This is a genomic window from Novosphingobium sp. (assembly GCF_032093395.1).
GTDB lineage: Bacteria > Pseudomonadota > Alphaproteobacteria > Sphingomonadales > Sphingomonadaceae > Novosphingobium.
The window spans coordinates 38,643-55,401 of sequence record NZ_DAMDBA010000004.1; the positions used below are offsets into that span (position 1 = coordinate 38,643).

A 16,759-nucleotide genomic window follows, 5' to 3' on the forward strand; every position below is an offset into this window, starting at 1 on the left:
TGTTCCCGAACGCCGAAACGTGCGAGCTTATTTTTCGAGGTAGAAGTAGGTTCCGGGAGCCCCGAAGGGAGTGCTCTTCTGGAGGAACCGGTGGTGGACAGGGCTGGATTCGAACCAGCGTACGCTTGCACGGGCAGATTTACAGTCTGCTGCCTTTAACCACTCGGCCACCTGTCCACACCAGTTGCTGGCGGGGGTTTCCTTTCGGAAGACCCGTTGTGTTGAAGCTCCGAAACCAGAGCCTCGCTGCCGAGGAGCGCGCCTATGTAGAACGCGGCCTTGCCTGTCAATGGGGGGAATGGCAGGAGCGGCACAGTTTTTTCGAATAAGGACGATTTTCATGACAAAACGTAGCGATCCGCAAGACGGCGACCGCGAAGGCGGACGTTCGGGGAAACCGCTGCGCGGTCGCGCCGGCCGGATGAAGAACGGCCGTGGCAGCGGACGGGCCAGCACCGGCATGGTTCGCCTGTGGGGCCGCCATGCCGTGGAAGCGGCGCTGAAGAATCCGAATCGCAGCCACCGCAAGCTCTGGGCGACTCGGGAGGGCGTGGAATCGCTTGACGGCGAACTGCCCAGCGATTTCCCGGTGGAGTGGGCCCAACCCGCCGATCTGGCGCGCCTGGTGGCACGCGATGCGCCCCATCAGGGCCTTGTCCTCGAATGCGCCCCGCTGGACGACATCTTCATCGACGACGTGCTCGACGGCGATCCCTCGCGCCCGGTGGTCGTACTCGACCAGGTGACCGATCCGCATAACGTCGGCGCCATCATGCGCTCGGCCGCAGCCTTCAATGCCTGTGCGATCGTTACTCAGGATCGTCACGCTCCCCCCGAATCGGGAACGCTCGCCAAAAGCGCGTCCGGCGCGCTGGAGATCCTTCCCTGGGTTCGCGTCGTCAATCTGGCCCGTGCGCTCGAAGAAATCGCCGAGGCCGGATACTGGCGCATCGGGCTCGACGGCGAGGCGGAGTCCACCTTGGGCGACGCGCTGCCCACCGGTCCCGTCGCACTCGTTCTGGGCGCCGAAGGAGACGGCATGCGCCACAATATCACCCAGCACTGCGATGCCATCGCCAAACTGCCGATCAGCGAGGCCATGGAAAGCCTCAACGTCAGCAACGCGGCAGCGATCGCACTTTACGCTGCGGCGACGCGGTCCGCATAATCGCACACCTTAGGGGGCACTCATCATGAAACGCATCGAACGGCGTCCTTTGGGACGCCGCCTTCTCGCAGGACTTGGGGTCACCGCCCTCGCCCTCCTCGCGGCGGCCTGCATTTTCGCGCCCGGCAAGTTCGCATCCACGCTGGACCTGCGGAAGAACCGCACATTTACCTTCCGCTATGCCGGTGAGATCGTGATGGTGCCTCTCAAGGCATCGAAGCCCAAGCCCTACGAACCCGAAGCCTGCCACGACGAAGACTACGACGAACGTCCCTGCACCGACGAGGAACTCGCCAAGCAGAAGACGGATTGGGAAGCCTCGAACGAGCGAAAGAAGAAGAGCGACGCGGAGGCTTCGCAGATGCTGCTCGGCGGTCTCGATCCCAGCGACCCCAAGGCCGGCGAGCAGATCGCCGAAAAGCTGCGGCGTCAGGTGGGATGGAACAAGGTCGATTACGTGGGCGACGGCAAGTTCGACGTAGACTTCGCGATGACAGGCCGGCTCGATCACGACTTCACCTTCCCCACCATCGAAGGCTTCGCGATGAACAATGCCTTCGTCCAGCTTTCGCTAAGGCGGGACGGCTCGGTGCGTCTGGATGCCCCTGCATTCGGCCCTCAGGGTGGCGCTGCGGGCATGGGAGCGATGATGAGCGGCCTTGCTGCCAACGACAAGGGCGGCGACACGTCCGAAAGCACCGTCGACGCCGACGGCACGTTCACGTTGACCACCGACGGAGAAATCCTTGCCAACAACACCGATGAAGGGCCGGTTTCGGTCCCGAACGGAAAAGCCATGGTCTGGAAGATCAATCCGCGCACGCCGGCCGCACCGACTGCTCTGGTCAGGCTGACGCCCTGATCGGATCACCGAACAACAGACGTCCATTTCCGTAGAACGAAAAACGCCGCGCTACCCAGAGGGTAGCGCGGCGTAATCGTATTCAGCCTGCGAGGCGTGGCAGGCTGCAAGGATGCTTAGTTTACAGCGTCCTTGAGGCCCTTGCCGGCCTTGAACTTCGGCTGGGCCGAAGCCTTGATTTCCATGGGCTCGCCGGTGCGCGGGTTACGGCCGGTCGAGGCCTTGCGCTTGGCGACCGAGAAAGTGCCGAAACCGACGAGGCGAACTTCGTCGCCGGCCTTCAGCGCGCCGGAAATGGCGTCGAACACGCCTTCGACAGCCTTGGTGGCGTCGGTACGGGTAAGACCGCTCGAGTCTGCAACGGCGCTGATAAGATCGTTCTTGTTCATTATGGGTACCCCCTAACCTTTCATTTGAATCGGATGTGACGGGATATTCGGATTCGCCTCTAAACGCGACGGAATTGAGCCGTTTTTACCTGCGGTGTCAAAGGCTAAACATGGCGGAAAAGGGCAATTTGTCGCGTTTTTCCGCCGTCCGGGTGACAAATGCTGATTTGTGCACCGCAGCATGGGCGAACGAAGCCGCTGGCTCCGCTCCTAGCCCATGACGACAGGCAGGCACAAAAAAGGCGGTTCGAAACCGAACCGCCTTTCAAGTTGTCCGGCTCCGCAGAGCTGGACACGAAGCCGCAGCTTAGCCCTGGGCGTCGTTGATGCGACGCTCGGCGATGCGAGCGCGCTTGCCGGTACGACCGCGCAGGTAGTACAGCTTGGCACGACGCACGACGCCGCGGCGAACCACGGTGATCGAATCGATGTTGGGCGAGTAGAGCGGGAATACGCGCTCCACGCCTTCACCGAAGCTCATCTTGCGAACGGTGAAGTTCGAACCCATGCCACGGTTCGAGCGCGCGATGCACACGCCCTCGTAAGCCTGGACGCGGGTACGGGTGCCTTCGATGACCTTCACGCCGACGCGGACGGTGTCGCCCGGACGGAAGGTCGGGATATCCTTGGCGGCCTTGGCAATTTCCTCGGCCTCGATCTGCTGAATCAGGTTCATGAACCTAAGTCCTCGTTTTTGCGCCGCGCGCCAGAGGCAGACTGGCCCCGAACGTCACTGCGACGTTCCCAAAGGTCCGGCCTGCGTGACCGTGTATCTTCCTCCGCCTGTTGTTTCCGCCAGGCGGCGATCTTCGCATGATCCCCCGATCGCAGCACTTCGGGGATCGTGCGCCCTTCCCACTCGGTGGGTCGGGTATATTGCGGGTATTCGAGAAGACCGTCCTCGAACGATTCCTCGGTCCCGCTGGAAGCCGCGCCCATTACGCCGGGAAGCAGCCGAATGCAAGCATCAAGCAGCAGGATCGCCGCGGGCTCGCCGCCGGAAAGCACCGCATCGCCGACGGACATCTCCTCGACATCGCGGCCTTCGAAAATCCGCTCGTCGAAGCCTTCGAAACGGCCGCAGAGAATCGTCACGCCGGAGCCGTCCGCCAGTTCCCGCACGCGCTGTTGCGAAATGGGCTTTCCACGCGGCGTCATCGCGATCACCGGCGCATCGGGATTGATCGCGCGCGCGTGGTCGATCGCTGCGGCCAGCACGTCCACCTTCAGCACCATGCCCGCGCCGCCGCCGGCGGGCGTATCGTCCACGGTGCGGTGCTTGTCCGTCGTGAAATCGCGCATCTGGACGGGATTCATGGCCCACTTCCCCTCGGTCAGCGCCCTGCCCGCCAGGCTGATGCCGAGCGTGCCGGGGAACATCTCCGGATAAAGGGTGAGGACGGTGGCGTTGAAAGTCATGCTTTCGCGCAAAGCCCAATTCCGCGGCTGCGGCAAGGGGGAACCGCCGGAATTGCGCCTTTCAGAGCGGTTCCCAGACTTCGGCAGGGAGGAAATTCCGATCGGCGTCAATCTCCTCGCGCAGCCATTCGCGCAGGCGTTCGATCTTGCGGACGCCCACGCGGCTTTCCGAATGGACAAGCCACTGCGCCGGCCCCGGGTAGTATAGCGTGCCGAACGGCTGGACCAGGCGTCCGGCCTCCAGGTCGGCCCGCCAGAACAGCGGAGATAGCAACGCAATGCCGAAGCCCTGGCGCATGGCTGTCGCCTCCTGAAGCTGGTTATCGAAGACGATGCCCGTTCGCGGGGGAGGTGCCGTGCCGATCCCCGCGGCGGCGAACCATCCTGCCCACCACGGATCGTTCGGCGCGAACCGCTCCACCGACAGCAGGTCTTCCGGCTTTTCGATGCGGTTCTCTTCGAGGAAGACCGGCGCGCAGATCGGCGAGAAGTGCTGGCGGAACAGGAATTCGGCGCGCAGCCCATCCCACTTCCCGAAGCCGACGCGGATCGCCGCGTCATAGGGCGAAGTGGCGAGATCGACGACCTCGTTGCTGAGAGACATGCGCACCGCCAGGTGGGGATGGCGCAACTGGAAACGACCAATTCGCTCGCTCACCCAGGTGGCACCGATCGAAACGGAGGCATTGAGCGAGAGCACATCCTCGTCCTCACTCCACACTGCGGCGAAAGCGTCCGTCATCGATGCGAAGGCGCTGGTCAGCGTCGGCAACAGGCGGCGCCCGACGTCCGACAGGCGCACCCTGCCCTTCTGCCGCACGAACAGAGGCTTGCCCACGCGGTCTTCCAGCTGACGGATCTGGTAGGAAATCGCGGCCTGCGTCATCCCCAGTTCCTCTGCGGCGCGCGAGAAGTTCTCGTGCCGGCCGGCAGCTTCGAAAGCGCGGATGGCGGTCAGGGGCGGAAGGCGATCCATGCTCGCGACGATAAGGCAGCCTTATGATCCGTGCCAGTGGCTTTGTTGGCAAAGCGCCCAGCGATCCGGCACATTCCCGTCATTCGATGGAGGAACCGGACAATGCAGGATCAACACTTCATGCAGCAGTGGAACGCCGACCATGAACGGTTTTCCAACGATGTCGATCGCCTGGCCCGCAAGATCTTCGAAGCCCTCGGCAGCGGATTGCGCGATGGCCGACACGACGATTCGGTAAAGGCCAGCGAACAAGCACTGGATGACAGGGAAAAGCGCTCCGCCCCGCAGAACTGTCCTTTGGCTCACAGGGCGCGGCTGACGGCGATCGGCATTATCGCCGGCGTTCTGACCGGGTCTGCCCTGGCGATGATAACCCCGCTCGTGACCGCGCCGAACTGTCCTGAACAGGTCAATCGTATCTGCGCCAGAGCTGCTTTAGCCTGACGCGCCGTCCTGAAAGCGAAAAGGCCGCCTGAATGGGCGGCCTTTCCTTCATTCTTCGGCGAAGGTAGCGTTGACCACCAGCCGTTCGTGATCCCACTCGGGAACGGCTGCGGGGATCATCGGCACCATGAAGCGGCGCCGTTTTCCGGTCCCTTGGCCATCCTCACCCGCCGGACGTTCGACCTCGATGACGTCGCCCGCGCCGAAATTCTCGACCGCGATGCAAATGCCGAGTTCGTCGCCCGCGTCGGAAACGACGCGCAGCCCCAGCAGGTCGGCGTGATAATACTCACCTTCCGCCAGTTCCGGCATGGCCGAGCGGGGAACGGTAAGCGCCGTGCCGCGCAGCTTCTCGGCGGCCGTGCGATCCGGCACTTCTTCGAAACGCGCAATCGCGCCGCCCTTGCCGTCATCGCGCAGCTTGGCGAGCGTGAGCTTGGAATCGTTGAAGGCGCGGTAGCGCTTGAGCGCCGCCACGCCTTCACCGAACAGCTTGAGGCGAACCTCGCCCGTCACGCCGTGCGCGCCGGTTATGGCAGCAAGCGTGACGGGGCGGTCTTGACCAGCCATCTGGATTCAACCTGAAGCTTAGGCTTCGGTCGATTCCTCAGCGGCTGCTTCAGCAGGCGCTTCTTCAGCGGCCGGAGCGGCAGCAGCAGCGGCGGCAGCTTCTTCAGCTTCACGCAGCTTCTCGGCCTTTTCCTCGGCGCGGTCCTTGGCCTTCTGGCCCGGCTCGCCCTTCTTGGCGTTCACGGTAGCGGCGCGCTCCTTGATGCCGGCCTTGTCGAGCAGGCGGGCAACGCGGTCGGTCGGCTGGGCGCCAACGCCGATCCAGTAACGCACGCGGTCTTCGACCAGACGGACGCGGTTTTCGTCGTCCTTGGCGAGGATCGGGTTGTAGGTGCCGACCTGCTCAAGATACTTGCCGTCGCGCGGGGCGCGCGAGTTGGAGACGACGATCTTGTAGTAAGGACGCTTCTTCGCGCCACCGCGCGACAGACGGATCGAAACGGACATTGCTCTACCTTTCCTTCAAATCTTCAAAAATTATTTCTTCAGAAACTTGCTGAGATCGGGACCACCGGCACCCAGTCCCGGAAGACCGGCACCGCCGCCCATACCGCCACCCAATCCGGGCATGGCGGCATCGAGACCGCCCTTGCCGAACATGGAGGCAAGGCCCTTGAGGCCGCCCATCTTCTTGATCTGCTTCATGGCCTTGGACATCTCCTGGTGCATTTTCAGGAGCTTGTTCACGTCCTGCACCTGAGTGCCCGAGCCGTTGGCGACGCGGATCTTGCGCTTGGCATTGAGAAGCGCCGGGTTGACGCGCTCTTTCTGGGTCATCGAACCGATGATCGCATCCATGCGCAGCAGCACGCGGTCGTCCATGCCCGAGGCGGCCATCGCCGCCTTGGCCTTCTTCATGCCCGGCATCATGCCCGCGAGCGCGCCAAGGCCGCCCATCTTCTGCATCTGGCCCAGCTGCATGCGCAGGTCGTTCATGTCGAACTTGCCCTGCTCCATGCGCTTGGCCAGCGCTTCGGCGTCTTCGATCTTGACCGCTTCGGCGGCCTTCTCGACGATGGAGACGATGTCGCCCATGCCGAGGATGCGGTTGGCGACGCGGCTGGGGTGGAAGACCTCGAGGGCCTCCATCTTCTCGCCGGTGCCCGCGAACTTGATCGGCTTGCCGGTGACGGCCCGCATCGACAGCGCCGCACCGCCGCGCGCATCACCGTCCATACGGGTGAGCACGACGCCGGTAAGATCGACTTCGCCGGAGAACGACTGCGCGACGTTGACCGCGTCCTGACCCGTCAGCGAGTCGACCACGAGCAGCGTTTCACGCGGAGTCGCGATGGCGGCAACCGCCTTCATCTCGTCCATCAGCTGCTGGTCGACGTGGAGACGACCGGCGGTGTCGAGCATGAGCACGTCGACGGCCTGGAGCTTGGCCGACTGCATCGCGCGGGTGGCGATTTCGGTCGGCTGCTGGCCCGTGATGATCGGCAGGGTGGCGACGCCCACCTGCTCGCCGAGAACGCGAAGCTGTTCCTGCGCGGCCGGACGATTGACGTCCAGCGAGGCCATCAGAACCTTCTTACCCTGCTTCTCGCGCAGGAGGCGGGCGATCTTGGCGGTGCTGGTGGTCTTGCCCGAGCCCTGCAGACCGACCATCATGATGACGACCGGCGGCGCGGCATTCAGATCGAGTTCGGCGGTTTCTTCACCGCCCAGCATCTCGATCAGCGCGTCATTGACGATCTTGACGACCTGCTGGCCGGGCGTGACCGAACGGAGCACCGACTGGCCGATGGCCTTCTCGGTAACCTGGTCGACGAAGCGGCGCACGACGGGAAGCGCGACGTCGGCTTCGAGCAGCGCGATGCGCACTTCGCGCATGGCATCGCGAACGTCCTGCTCCTTGAGCGCGCCGCGACCGCGCAGCTTGTCGAATACGCCACCAAGACGATCAGACAGAGAGTCAAACATTCTCGCTCCTAACGTCACTCGCGGCGAACATGCCACAAACCCTTTCGGCAGCCGCAGCCGCCAGAACGCCAAAAACGCCGGTGGGCGAAACCTCGCTGACCGGCGTGACGGAAACCTTATGCGAAAAACGCCGGCGGACGAAACCTCGTCGGCCAGCGTATCGCGTTTCCGCGAAACTGATATGTTGAAATAACCGAACAAAGATAACTTTGAAAGGCTATTTCGGAGAAATGGTGGAGCCTAGCGGGATCGAACCGCTGACCTCCTGCATGCCATGCAGGCGCTCTCCCAGCTGAGCTAAGGCCCCGATCATTTCAGCGGACCGACCCTGGGAGGCTCGATCCAATTCCCACGTTTCGGCTTACGCCTCCGCTTGGGAGGCCGCCCTCTAGATTGGGTTATTCAGGCTGGCAAGTGGAAATTTTCACCGACCTGTCATTTTTTCGCCGACCCTTCGAAACGGCCGCAAAAATGGAAAGGGCGCGGTCGCCGAAGCGCCGCGCCCTTTCCTCAGAACCCGACCCGCGACTTACTCGTCGCGATCAACGTCATCGTCGCCGGCGCCGATGCCGAGATCGTCGTCACCGCCGAGGTCGACGTCGTTGTCCGGCGAATCGCCATCGTCATCGATGTCCAGATCGTCTTCGGCGAGATCCGCATCCTCGGTCTCGACGGCTTCCTTCTTCTGGATTTCCTCATAGGGAATCGGCTGCTTGGACTTCAGCACCGGTTCCGGGTGCCACGAATGGCCGCACTCGATGCAGGTAACCGGGTCATCCTTGCCCAGGTCGTAGAAGCGGGTGCCGCATTTCGGGCAGCCGTGCTTGGCGCCCCACTCAGGCTTTGCCATGAAATGTCCTCATACTGCGCGCCCGAACGGTACGGGCGTGAATTCCGTGTCTTGATGGGAGGGCCGGCGCGCAAAATCAAGCGTCCCGGCTGCATCAGGGCGCGCGCCTTGCCATAGGCCGCACCCGCTGTCAAAAGCCGGGCGATTTTGCAGCCTCCAGCCTCGAAAGACGCAAGCCCGTGAGCCACGACACCGCCACCCCGATGCGCCCTCGCCGTTTCCTGCCCACCGGGCCGCTCAAGGGACGGATTCGCGTGCCGGGTGACAAGTCGATCAGCCACCGTTCGATCATGCTGGGTGCCCTGGCCGTCGGCGAGACGCGCGTAAGCGGCCTGCTGGAAGGCGAGGACGTGCTGGCCACCGCCGCCGCCATGCGCGCGATGGGCGCCTCCGTCGAGCGCGTCGGAGACGGCGAGTGGCGGGTGAACGGCGTGGGCGTCGGCGCCCTGCGTCAACCCGAGGGTCCGCTCGACATGGGCAATTCGGGTACGTCGACCCGCCTGCTGATGGGCCTTGTCGCCAGCCACCCGATCCATGTCAGCTTCACGGGTGACGCTTCCCTCTCCAAGCGCCCGATGGGCCGCGTGATCGATCCGCTCTCGGAAATGGGCGCGAGCTTCGAGGCTAGTGAAGGAGGCCGCCTGCCTCTTATTGTGCGGGGCGCCTTGCCTGCCGTGCCGATTACCTACCGGCTGCCCGTCGCCTCGGCGCAAGTGAAGAGCGCGATCCTGCTCGCCGGCCTCAATACGCCGGGCACCACCACCGTCATCGAGCCCGTCCCTACCCGCGACCATTCCGAGCGCATGCTCAAGGGCTTCGGCGCCGACCTCGATGTAACCGTGGAGGCCGACGGCACCCGCGTCATCACCGTCAAGGGCCAGGCCGAACTGAAGCCGCAGGTCATCGACGTACCGGGCGACCCTTCCTCGGCCGCCTTCTTCATCGTTGCCGCCTTGATCGTGCCGGGCAGCGAGGTCGTGATCGAGAACGTCGGCCTCAATCCCACCCGCGCCGGCCTTGTCGAAGTGCTGCGCCAGATGGGCGGCAGCATCGCGTTCCTGAACGAACGCGAAGTCGGCGGCGAGCCGGTTGCCGACCTTCTGGTCAAGCACTCTGAGCTCAAGGGCATCGAAGTCGACCCCGGCATTGCGCCGTCCATGATCGACGAGTTCCCCGTCCTCTTCGTCGCCGCCTCGCTGGCGGAAGGCGTCACGGTCACCAGCGGCCTCGACGAGTTGCGCGTGAAGGAATCGGATCGCCTTACCGCGATGGCAGTGGCGCTCACGCTTGCCGGCGCGCAAGTCGAGGAGCGCGAGGACGGCCTGGTCATCACCGGCACCGCAGGGGCCGCGCTCTCCGGCACTGCCGGAGATGCACCCGTCGTCACGCATCTCGACCATCGGATCGCCATGTCGATGGCCATCGCTGGTCTGGTCAGCAGCGGCGGAGTGGACGTGGACGACACGCGCCCGATCGCCACCAGCTTCCCCAATTTCGAAGAGCTGCTGGTCAGCCTGGCGGAATAAGGGCATTCTCCGGGAGGCTGCACCGGGACTGTGCTCTCCGGTCGACAGCCTCCTGACGGGAGTGCGCATGATCCTGTACCTGCCGCAATGGCTCAGCAACGCGCTCGGTTTTGCCGGCACCCTGTACTGTACCGTCGCCTATGCCTGCGAAGCGCGCTTGCCTTGATGCGTCCGAGCCGCCAAGAGCCCGCGATGATCATCGCCGTCGACGGACCCACCGCTTCGGGCAAAGGCACTATCGCCAAGGCCCTCGCAGAGCACTTTCGCCTGCCCCACCTCGACACCGGGCTGCTCTACCGCGCCGTGGGGCGCCAGTGCTTCCTCGACGGCGGAAACCCGGACGATCCCGTGGCCGCCCTCGCTGCCTGCTCCTTCCCCGATGCGCTGCTGACCGACCCCGAACTGCGCTCCGAAGCGACCGGGGGACTGGCAAGCCGGGTTTCGGTGCACCCCGCCGTGCGCCAGGCGCTGTTCGAACGTCAGCGCAGCTTCGCCACCCAGATGAGCGGTGCCGTGCTGGACGGCCGCGATATCGGCACCGTCATCGCTCCGGAAGCGGCAGCCAAGCTCTTCGTCACCGCCTCGGTGGAAGCGCGTGCCTGGCGGCGCCATCTCGAGATGGAAGCCCAAGGCCGCGACCACTCGCTGGAAGAGATTGCCGCCGACCTCGCCGCTCGCGACGAACGCGACCGCAACCGCAAGGACGCGCCGCTGGTCGCCGCCGAGGACGCTGTCCTGCTCGATACGTCGGAACTGGACCGCGACGCAGCGGTCGCAGCCGCGATCGCCGCCGTCGAAGCCTGCGTCAGCCGCGCCCTCTCCTGAGCAGCACACGTCGTCCCGGACTCGATCCGGGACCGCTGCCAGTTCTTTAGCGCAACCTCGCGACCCGCCCCAGCCATGCTCGACAACCAGCCACGCCCGAGAGGCGGCGCGGCTCCGACAGCGGTCCCGGATCAGGTCCGGGACGACGACTAGGGCTGCGTCCTTGGCCGCTGGCGCCAGCGCTCCACGCCGGCGCGGGCATCCTGCACGAAGCGCGAACGCCGTACCCCTTCGAGGAACAGGTTGCCCACGATCCATCCGATCGGGCCGACCGGTCGCTTGAACTGCACGAGAAGGACGATACGCGTCTCGTCGCTGTCGTTGCGCACTTCGTGATTGAAGACATCGTCGAAGACCAGGCACTTGCCTTCGCGCCACTCCAGCCATTCATCGACCACCCGCATCCGGCACTTTTCGGACTCGCGCGGCACCTGGATCCCCAGATGGCAGGTCAGAAAGGCTTTCGACACACCGGTATGGGCCGGCAGATGCGTGCCCGGCACCAGTACCGAGAAGAAAGCCGAGTTCAGGCCGGGAATCCGCGAAATCAGCTCGGTGGTGCGGGGACAGGCACGGCAATTGGTCTCGTCGCGATACCGATAGCCGACGAGGAAAAAGGAGCGCCAGCGCCCGGCCGGAGCGATGCGCCGGTGATCGGGAGAGATCGTCGCCAAAGGGGGAACCTCGTCCAGGTCCTGCAGGGCGGCGGCGGCTTCCTCCCGGATCGCTTCCCAGTTCTCTTCCAGAATACGGGTCCAGGCGTAGCGGGACGGATCATGGACGGGGACGTCGGGCACGCGCGAACTGCGGGCGATCCAGCGGTTCGTCTTCGGCTGGATCCACTTGCCGAAGCGCAGGATCCAGGTCGGCTTCGGGACCAGCGCCTTGCTGGGCGCCATGGTTGCATCGAGTTTGTCGGGAATCGGTGACGTAACGTGCTCTGCCATGCAGGCTCCTGACGAAATGGTCCCGTACGCTCCCCTGCCCCGACAATGGCGCGTTTCCGTGGACTCGGCAAGCCGGTGCCCCGATCGAAGCAGCGTTCTGAGGCCAACCGGCCGAAGCGCCATTTTCCTTGCATTTCGGCACTCCGAGGCGTAGTGGCCGCCGGTCTGGACGGCCCTGTGGCTTGAAGGACGCTGCGGCGGGCATCCGGCCTCCGCGGCAGTTCGGCCCTTTTGGCCCGTCGTTCGCATGGTGCGGACGCGCGGAGGAAAGACCGGTGGATTCAACCACCTGGCCGGGAAAATCGTTACAAAGGAAAGCGCCTTAATGGCTTCTTCTGCCAATCCGACTCGCGACGATTTCGCGAAGATGCTCGACGACCAGCTCGGCGGCGTCGCCGACGACGGCTTTGAAGGCCGCGTGGTCAAGGGCACCATCACCGCCATCGAAAACGACAAGGCCGTCATCGACGTGGGCCTCAAGAGCGAAGGCCGCGTGCCGCTGCGCGAATTCGCGCGCGGTGAAGGCGAGCATGGCCTGAAGGTCGGTGATGAAGTCGAAGTTTACGTCGACCGCGTCGAAAACGCCGACGGCGAAGCAATGCTGTCGCGCGACCGCGCCCGCCGCGAAGCCGCGTGGGACAAGCTCGAAAACGAATTCGGTGAAGGCAAGCGCGTCGAAGGCGTGATCTTCGGCCGCGTCAAGGGCGGCTTCACCGTCGACCTCGACGGCGCCGTTGCGTTCCTTCCCGGCTCGCAGGTCGACATCCGCCCCGTGCGCGACGTCACCCCGCTGATGGACGTGCCGCAGCCCTTCCAGATCCTGAAGATGGACCGTCGCCGCGGCAATATCGTCGTGTCGCGTCGCGCCGTCCTCGAAGAAACGCGCGCCGAACAGCGCAGCGAGCTGATCGACAAGCTGAGCGAAGGCCAGGTCATCGAAGGCGTGGTCAAGAACATCACCGACTACGGTGCGTTCGTTGACCTCGGCGGCATCGACGGCCTGCTCCATGTCACCGACATGAGCTACAAGCGCGTCAACCACCCGAGCGAAGTGATCGCCATCGGCGACACCGTGAAGGTCCAGATCATCCGCATCAACCAGGACACCCAGCGCATCAGCCTTGGCATGAAGCAGCTGGAAAGCGATCCGTGGGAAGGCGCAGCCGTCAAGTACCCGGTCGGCGCCAAGCTGTCGGGCACGGTCACGAACATCACCGAATACGGTGCCTTCGTGGAACTGGAAGCCGGCATCGAGGGCCTCGTCCACGTTTCGGAAATGTCCTGGACCAAGAAGAACGTCCACCCTGGCAAGATCGTCTCGACCTCGCAGGAAGTCGAAGTGGTCGTTCTCGAAGTCGATTCGGACAAGCGCCGCATCTCGCTCGGCCTCAAGCAGGCTCAGCAGAATCCCTGGGAAGCCTTCGCCGAGAAGCACCCCGTCGGTTCGCAGGTTGAAGGCGAAGTCAAGAACGCCACCGAATTCGGCCTGTTCATCGGTCTGGACGGCGACGTCGACGGCATGGTCCACATGTCGGACATCGCCTGGGGCATCTCGGGCGAAGACGCTCTGGCTCTGCACCGCAAGGGCGAAGAGGTTTCGGCCGTCGTTCTCGACGTCGATGTCGAAAAGGAACGCATCAGCCTCGGCATGAAGCAGCTTGAGCGTGGCGCTCCGGCCGCTGGCGGCGTTGCCGCGACCGGCGGCAGCTCGCTGCGTCGCAACGAAGTCGTCACCGTCACCGTTCTCGAAGTTCGCGACGGCGGCCTGGAAGTCCAGGCTGGCGACGATGGCGCCACCGGCTTCATCAAGCGTTCGGACCTCGGCCGCGACCGCGACGAGCAGCGCCCCGACCGCTTCCAGGTCGGCCAGAAGCTCGACGCCATGGTCACCGGTTTCGATCGTTCGAAGAAGCCGAACTTCTCGGTCAAGGCCCGCCAGCTGGCCGAAGAGAAGGAAGCCGTGGAGCAGTACGGTTCGTCGGATTCGGGCGCTTCGCTCGGCGACATCCTCGGCGAAGCCCTCAAGAACCGTTCGTAAGAACGTTTCCGGGCTTCACCCAAGGTGAACCATCAAAAGCCCGTCCGGAGAAATCCGGGCGGGCTTTTGCTTTCCCGGTGTCACGCGTAACCCGAACCTTATCGCCACACGGCCTTCCACACCGCGCCGTCAAAGCCTACATCGATGCTCAAGGAGAGTACCGATGCTCGAAGTCCACCAGTTCCCCTGCCTCAGCGATAACTACGGCTATCTGCTCCACGATCCCGCAAGCGGCGAAACCGCCTGCATCGACACGCCCGATGCAGACGAATACCTGCGCCAGGCCGGAAACAAGGGCTGGCAGATCACGCAGATCTGGAACACGCACTGGCACCCCGACCATGCCGGCGGCAACGGCGCCATCAAGGCGGCGACCGGGTGCAAGGTCATCGCGCCCCACGGCGATGCCGGAAAGATTCAGGGCGTCGATCGCACGGTCGACCAGGGGGACGTCGTCACACTGGGAGACTGGCACGCCCACGTCATCGATGTCGGCGGGCATACCTTGGGCCATTGCGCCTATCATCTGCCCGAAGCCAAGATCGCATTCGTCGGCGATTCCGTATTCGCGCTAGGCTGTGGACGCATGTTCGAAGGCCAGCCCGCGCAGTTCTGGGACAGCCTCAAGCGGATCAAGGCCCTGCCCAGCGATACCATGCTCTACTGCGCGCACGAATACACCGCCTCGAATGCGAAATTCGCACTGCATGCCGATCCCGACAATGCCGAACTCCTCGCCTATGCCGCGGACATAGATCGCGCCAGGGCGGCCGGTCTGCCGACGGTGCCGACCAAGCTCGGCCGCGAATTGCTCACCAACCCGTTCCTGCGTGCCGACGATCCCGCGATACAGGCCCGCTGGGCACCCGCAGGTGCGACGAGCGACGCCGTCGCCACTTTCGCGGCGCTGCGAGAAGCCAAGAACAGCTTCTGACGCAGGAAGGCGGGGCCGCGACCCCGCCTCCCCCGCCTCACTTGTAGACGATACGCACCCGAGACGCCGCCTCTGCCGCCACGCGGCGCGCGGTGTCCGTGTCTCCGGCCAGCGCCAGAGCCACTCCCATGCGGCGGTAGGAACGCGTCACCGGCTTGCTGAACAGCCGCAGGTCCACTTGCGCGCCGGGCGTCGCCAGCGCCTCCGCCTGGCCTTCGTAGGCGAAGGACTCGCTGTCGCGGTCGGCCAGGATCACCGCAGAGGCGCTGGCGCCGTGCAGCACCACTTCGGGCACCGGAAGTCCCAGGATCGCTCGTGCGTGAAGGTCGAACTCGGAGAGGTTCTGCGAGATCAGCGTGACCATCCCGGTATCATGCGGACGCGGTGAAAGTTCGGAGAAGATCACCTCTTCCCCCTTCACGAAGAACTCGACGCCGAACAGCCCGTAGCCGCCAAGATCGTCGACGACCTTGCGCGCCATGTCCTGTGCGGCGGCGATGGCGGCGGGCGCCATCGGCGTCGGCTGCCATGATTCCTGATAATCGCCGCGTTCCTGCCGATGCCCGATCGGCGGGCAGAACGAGACGCCTTCGCGGCTGCGCACGGTAAGCAGCGTGATCTCGTAGTCGAAAGCGACGAATTCCTCGACGATCACCCGCTTGCGGTCCCCGCGCATATTGGCGACGGCGTAGTCCCACGCCTTTTCCAGATCGGCGGCATCGCGCACCGTGCTCTGGCCCTTCCCCGATGAGGACATGACCGGCTTGATGACACAGGGAAGCCCCGTGTGCTCCGCGCCTGCCAGCACTTCGTCCAAGCTCTCCGCATAACGATAGCGCGAGGTGCGCAGGCCCAGTTCGACCGCCGCCACCTCGCGAATGGCGTCGCGGTTCATGGTCATCTGCGTAGCGCGGGCCGAGGGGACGACGCAGAACCCTTCCGCCTCCACTTCGGCCAGCACTTCGGTGCGGATCGCCTCGACCTCGGGAACGATGAAGTCCGGCCGGTGCTTCTCGATGGCAGCGCGCAGGCGCTCGCCATCCAGCATCGAGAACACCTCGAACCCATCGGCCACCTGCATGGCCGGCGCGCCCTCATAGGCATCGCAGGCCACAACCTCGCAGCCGAGCCGCTTGGCCGAGATCACGAATTCGCGCCCCAGTTCGCCCGAGCCGAGCAGCAGGATCTTCGCGGTGAATGCCATGGCGGCGGTCCTTTCGTTTGATTGCGCGGCCCTAGAGCAGCGTTCCCGAGAGAATCGCAAGGGCGATCGTGAAGTAGATCACCAGCCCCGTGACATCCACCAGCGTCGCCACGAACGGCGCCGAGGCGCTGGCCGGGTCGAAGCGCAGCTTCTGAAGCACGAACGGCAGCATCGAACCCGCCAGCGAGCCGAAGGTCACGATGCCCACCAGCCCCGCCGAAACGGTGGTGGCGATCAGCACCCAGTGGGCGCCGTAGTCGTAGAAGCCCAGCGCCTGCCACGCGGCGATGCGCACGAAGCCGACGGCGCCGAGAATGGCCCCGAGCACCATGCCCGCGGGCAATTCGCGCAGCGCCACGCGCCACCAGTCGCGCAGGCGCACCTGCCCCATCGCCAGCGCCCGGATGATGAGCGAAGTCGCCTGGCTGCCGCTGTTGCCACCCGAACTCATGATGAGCGGAATGAACAGCGTCAGCACCACGGCGCGGGCGAGTTCGTCCTCGAAATGCTGCATGGCGCTGGCGGTGAGCATTTCCGAGAGGAACAGCACGCTCAGCCAACCTGCCCGCTTGCGGATCATCTCGAAGAAGCCGGTTTCGAGATAGGGCCGGTCCAGCGCCTCCACGCCGCCGAACTTCTGCACATCCTCGGTGTGTTCGGCCACCAGCGCATCGAGCACGT

At 64.5% G+C, this 16,759-nt stretch carries 18 protein-coding genes and 2 tRNA genes; 7 read left to right on the top strand and 13 right to left on the bottom strand.

Translation table 11 applies throughout. The annotated features are described in order from the left end of the window. Window positions 1-91 precede the first annotated feature (91 nt). Window positions 92-177 (bottom strand) — tRNA-Tyr (locus RT424_RS02330). 163 nt (window positions 178-340) lie between these two features. Here RT424_RS02330 and RT424_RS02335 point away from each other — a divergent pair. Then, a complete protein-coding gene (locus RT424_RS02335) occupies window positions 341-1,168 on the top strand; it encodes an RNA methyltransferase (protein ID WP_313434238.1) in 828 nt (275 codons plus the stop codon). 25 nt (window positions 1,169-1,193) lie between these two features. Continuing rightward, window positions 1,194-2,030 (top strand): hypothetical protein, encoded by an 837-nt coding sequence (locus tag RT424_RS02340; RefSeq protein WP_313434239.1) that lies wholly within the window; start codon window positions 1,194-1,196, stop codon window positions 2,028-2,030. A gap of 116 nt (window positions 2,031-2,146) precedes the next feature. Here RT424_RS02340 and RT424_RS02345 read toward each other — a convergent pair whose 3' ends face one another. The 4 genes from RT424_RS02345 to RT424_RS02360 all read right to left on the bottom strand — a co-directional run bounded on the left by RT424_RS02345 (window position 2,147) and on the right by RT424_RS02360 (window position 4,814). Continuing rightward, on the bottom strand, window positions 2,147-2,419 hold the full coding sequence (locus tag RT424_RS02345; RefSeq protein ID WP_313434240.1) for an HU family DNA-binding protein: 273 nt from the start codon (window positions 2,417-2,419) through the stop codon (window positions 2,147-2,149). 307 nt (window positions 2,420-2,726) lie between these two features. Then, entirely contained in the window at window positions 2,727-3,095 is a 369-nt protein-coding gene (gene rplS / locus RT424_RS02350) for a 50S ribosomal protein L19 (RefSeq protein ID WP_313434241.1), read from the bottom strand. Further along, complete coding sequence (trmD, locus tag RT424_RS02355) at window positions 3,092-3,838, bottom strand: tRNA (guanosine(37)-N1)-methyltransferase TrmD (RefSeq protein ID WP_313434243.1); 747 nt, start codon at window positions 3,836-3,838, stop codon at window positions 3,092-3,094. Before trmD ends, rplS begins: the two co-directional genes overlap by 4 nt. A 61-nt stretch (window positions 3,839-3,899) precedes the next feature. Further along, window positions 3,900-4,814: a LysR substrate-binding domain-containing protein gene (locus RT424_RS02360; RefSeq protein ID WP_313434245.1), complete on the bottom strand. Its 915-nt coding sequence runs from the start codon at window positions 4,812-4,814 to the stop codon at window positions 3,900-3,902. A 102-nt stretch (window positions 4,815-4,916) separates the two neighbouring features. On the opposite strand from RT424_RS02360, the gene RT424_RS02365 reads away from it, so the two are divergent. Next, a complete protein-coding gene (locus RT424_RS02365) occupies window positions 4,917-5,258 on the top strand; it encodes a hypothetical protein (RefSeq protein WP_313434246.1) in 342 nt (113 codons plus the stop codon). Window positions 5,259-5,306: 48 nt separating this feature from the next. Here the strand turns inward: RT424_RS02365 and rimM are convergent, their stop codons facing one another. From rimM to RT424_RS02390, 5 genes are all read right to left on the bottom strand, one after another. Then, entirely contained in the window at window positions 5,307-5,828 is a 522-nt protein-coding gene (rimM, locus tag RT424_RS02370; RefSeq protein WP_313434247.1) for a ribosome maturation factor RimM, read from the bottom strand. A gap of 18 nt (window positions 5,829-5,846) precedes the next feature. Continuing rightward, the gene (rpsP, locus tag RT424_RS02375) at window positions 5,847-6,275 is read right to left on the bottom strand and encodes a 30S ribosomal protein S16 (protein ID WP_313434249.1); all 429 of its coding nucleotides are present in this window, start codon (window positions 6,273-6,275) and stop codon (window positions 5,847-5,849) included. Between the two features lie 30 nt (window positions 6,276-6,305). Next, window positions 6,306-7,754, bottom strand: a complete 1,449-nt coding sequence (gene ffh / locus RT424_RS02380) for a signal recognition particle protein (protein WP_313434250.1) — start codon at window positions 7,752-7,754, stop codon at window positions 6,306-6,308. A 231-nt stretch (window positions 7,755-7,985) separates the two neighbouring features. Continuing rightward, window positions 7,986-8,061: transfer RNA gene (locus tag RT424_RS02385), tRNA-Ala, on the bottom strand. Window positions 8,062-8,283: 222 nt separating this feature from the next. Continuing rightward, complete coding sequence (locus tag RT424_RS02390) at window positions 8,284-8,604, bottom strand: TIGR02300 family protein (RefSeq protein ID WP_313434252.1); 321 nt, start codon at window positions 8,602-8,604, stop codon at window positions 8,284-8,286. Window positions 8,605-8,807: 203 nt separating this feature from the next. Here RT424_RS02390 and aroA point away from each other — a divergent pair, with 203 nt between their 5' ends. Together aroA and RT424_RS02400 are read left to right on the top strand one after the other, a co-directional pair. Further along, window positions 8,808-10,130 carry a 3-phosphoshikimate 1-carboxyvinyltransferase gene (gene aroA, locus RT424_RS02395; RefSeq protein ID WP_313434397.1) on the top strand — a complete coding sequence of 441 codons (1,323 nt, stop codon included), beginning with the start codon at window positions 8,808-8,810 and terminating at the stop codon, window positions 10,128-10,130. A 192-nt stretch (window positions 10,131-10,322) separates the two neighbouring features. Beyond that, window positions 10,323-10,955, top strand: a complete 633-nt coding sequence (locus tag RT424_RS02400) for a d(CMP) kinase (RefSeq protein ID WP_313434253.1) — start codon at window positions 10,323-10,325, stop codon at window positions 10,953-10,955. 149 nt (window positions 10,956-11,104) lie between these two features. Here the strand turns inward: RT424_RS02400 and RT424_RS02405 are convergent, their stop codons facing one another. After that, window positions 11,105-11,902, bottom strand: a complete 798-nt coding sequence (locus tag RT424_RS02405) for an aspartyl/asparaginyl beta-hydroxylase domain-containing protein (RefSeq protein ID WP_313434255.1) — start codon at window positions 11,900-11,902, stop codon at window positions 11,105-11,107. Window positions 11,903-12,227: 325 nt separating this feature from the next. Between RT424_RS02405 and rpsA the strand changes: the two genes are divergently transcribed. Both rpsA and gloB read left to right on the top strand, forming a co-directional pair. Then, entirely contained in the window at window positions 12,228-13,940 is a 1,713-nt protein-coding gene (gene rpsA / locus RT424_RS02410; protein WP_313434256.1) for a 30S ribosomal protein S1, read from the top strand. A gap of 163 nt (window positions 13,941-14,103) precedes the next feature. Beyond that, the gene (gloB, locus tag RT424_RS02415) at window positions 14,104-14,874 is read left to right on the top strand and encodes a hydroxyacylglutathione hydrolase (RefSeq protein WP_313434258.1); all 771 of its coding nucleotides are present in this window, start codon (window positions 14,104-14,106) and stop codon (window positions 14,872-14,874) included. A gap of 37 nt (window positions 14,875-14,911) precedes the next feature. Here the strand turns inward: gloB and purT are convergent, their stop codons facing one another. Both purT and RT424_RS02425 read right to left on the bottom strand, forming a co-directional pair. After that, a complete protein-coding gene (gene purT, locus RT424_RS02420) occupies window positions 14,912-16,078 on the bottom strand; it encodes a formate-dependent phosphoribosylglycinamide formyltransferase (protein WP_313434259.1) in 1,167 nt (388 codons plus the stop codon). 31 nt (window positions 16,079-16,109) lie between these two features. Beyond that, the coding region (locus RT424_RS02425; protein WP_313434260.1) for a magnesium transporter at window positions 16,110-16,759 on the bottom strand (650 nt) is incomplete at its 5' end.

Bases quoted from the DNA above. Each gene is read 5' to 3' on its own strand.
- rpsP (WP_313434249.1), bottom strand. From the start codon at position 6,275: ATGTCCGTTTCGATCCGTCTGTCGCGCGGTGGCGCGAAGAAGCGTCCT.
- gloB (WP_313434258.1), top strand. From the start codon at position 14,104: ATGCTCGAAGTCCACCAGTTCCCCTGCCTCAGCGATAACTACGGCTAT.
- aroA (WP_313434397.1), top strand. From the start codon at position 8,808: ATGCGCCCTCGCCGTTTCCTGCCCACCGGGCCGCTCAAGGGACGGATT.
- ffh (WP_313434250.1), bottom strand. From the start codon at position 7,754: ATGTTTGACTCTCTGTCTGATCGTCTTGGTGGCGTATTCGACAAGCTG.
- RT424_RS02345 (WP_313434240.1), bottom strand. From the start codon at position 2,419: ATGAACAAGAACGATCTTATCAGCGCCGTTGCAGACTCGAGCGGTCTT.
- RT424_RS02365 (WP_313434246.1), top strand. From the start codon at position 4,917: ATGCAGGATCAACACTTCATGCAGCAGTGGAACGCCGACCATGAACGG.
- RT424_RS02340 (WP_313434239.1), top strand. From the start codon at position 1,194: ATGAAACGCATCGAACGGCGTCCTTTGGGACGCCGCCTTCTCGCAGGA.
- RT424_RS02400 (WP_313434253.1), top strand. From the start codon at position 10,323: ATGATCATCGCCGTCGACGGACCCACCGCTTCGGGCAAAGGCACTATC.
- rpsA (WP_313434256.1), top strand. From the start codon at position 12,228: ATGGCTTCTTCTGCCAATCCGACTCGCGACGATTTCGCGAAGATGCTC.
- purT (WP_313434259.1), bottom strand. From the start codon at position 16,078: ATGGCATTCACCGCGAAGATCCTGCTGCTCGGCTCGGGCGAACTGGGG.
- rimM (WP_313434247.1), bottom strand. From the start codon at position 5,828: ATGGCTGGTCAAGACCGCCCCGTCACGCTTGCTGCCATAACCGGCGCG.
- RT424_RS02390 (WP_313434252.1), bottom strand. From the start codon at position 8,604: ATGGCAAAGCCTGAGTGGGGCGCCAAGCACGGCTGCCCGAAATGCGGC.
- RT424_RS02360 (WP_313434245.1), bottom strand. From the start codon at position 4,814: ATGGATCGCCTTCCGCCCCTGACCGCCATCCGCGCTTTCGAAGCTGCC.
- trmD (WP_313434243.1), bottom strand. From the start codon at position 3,838: ATGACTTTCAACGCCACCGTCCTCACCCTTTATCCGGAGATGTTCCCC.
- RT424_RS02335 (WP_313434238.1), top strand. From the start codon at position 341: ATGACAAAACGTAGCGATCCGCAAGACGGCGACCGCGAAGGCGGACGT.
- rplS (WP_313434241.1), bottom strand. From the start codon at position 3,095: ATGAACCTGATTCAGCAGATCGAGGCCGAGGAAATTGCCAAGGCCGCC.
- RT424_RS02405 (WP_313434255.1), bottom strand. From the start codon at position 11,902: ATGGCAGAGCACGTTACGTCACCGATTCCCGACAAACTCGATGCAACC.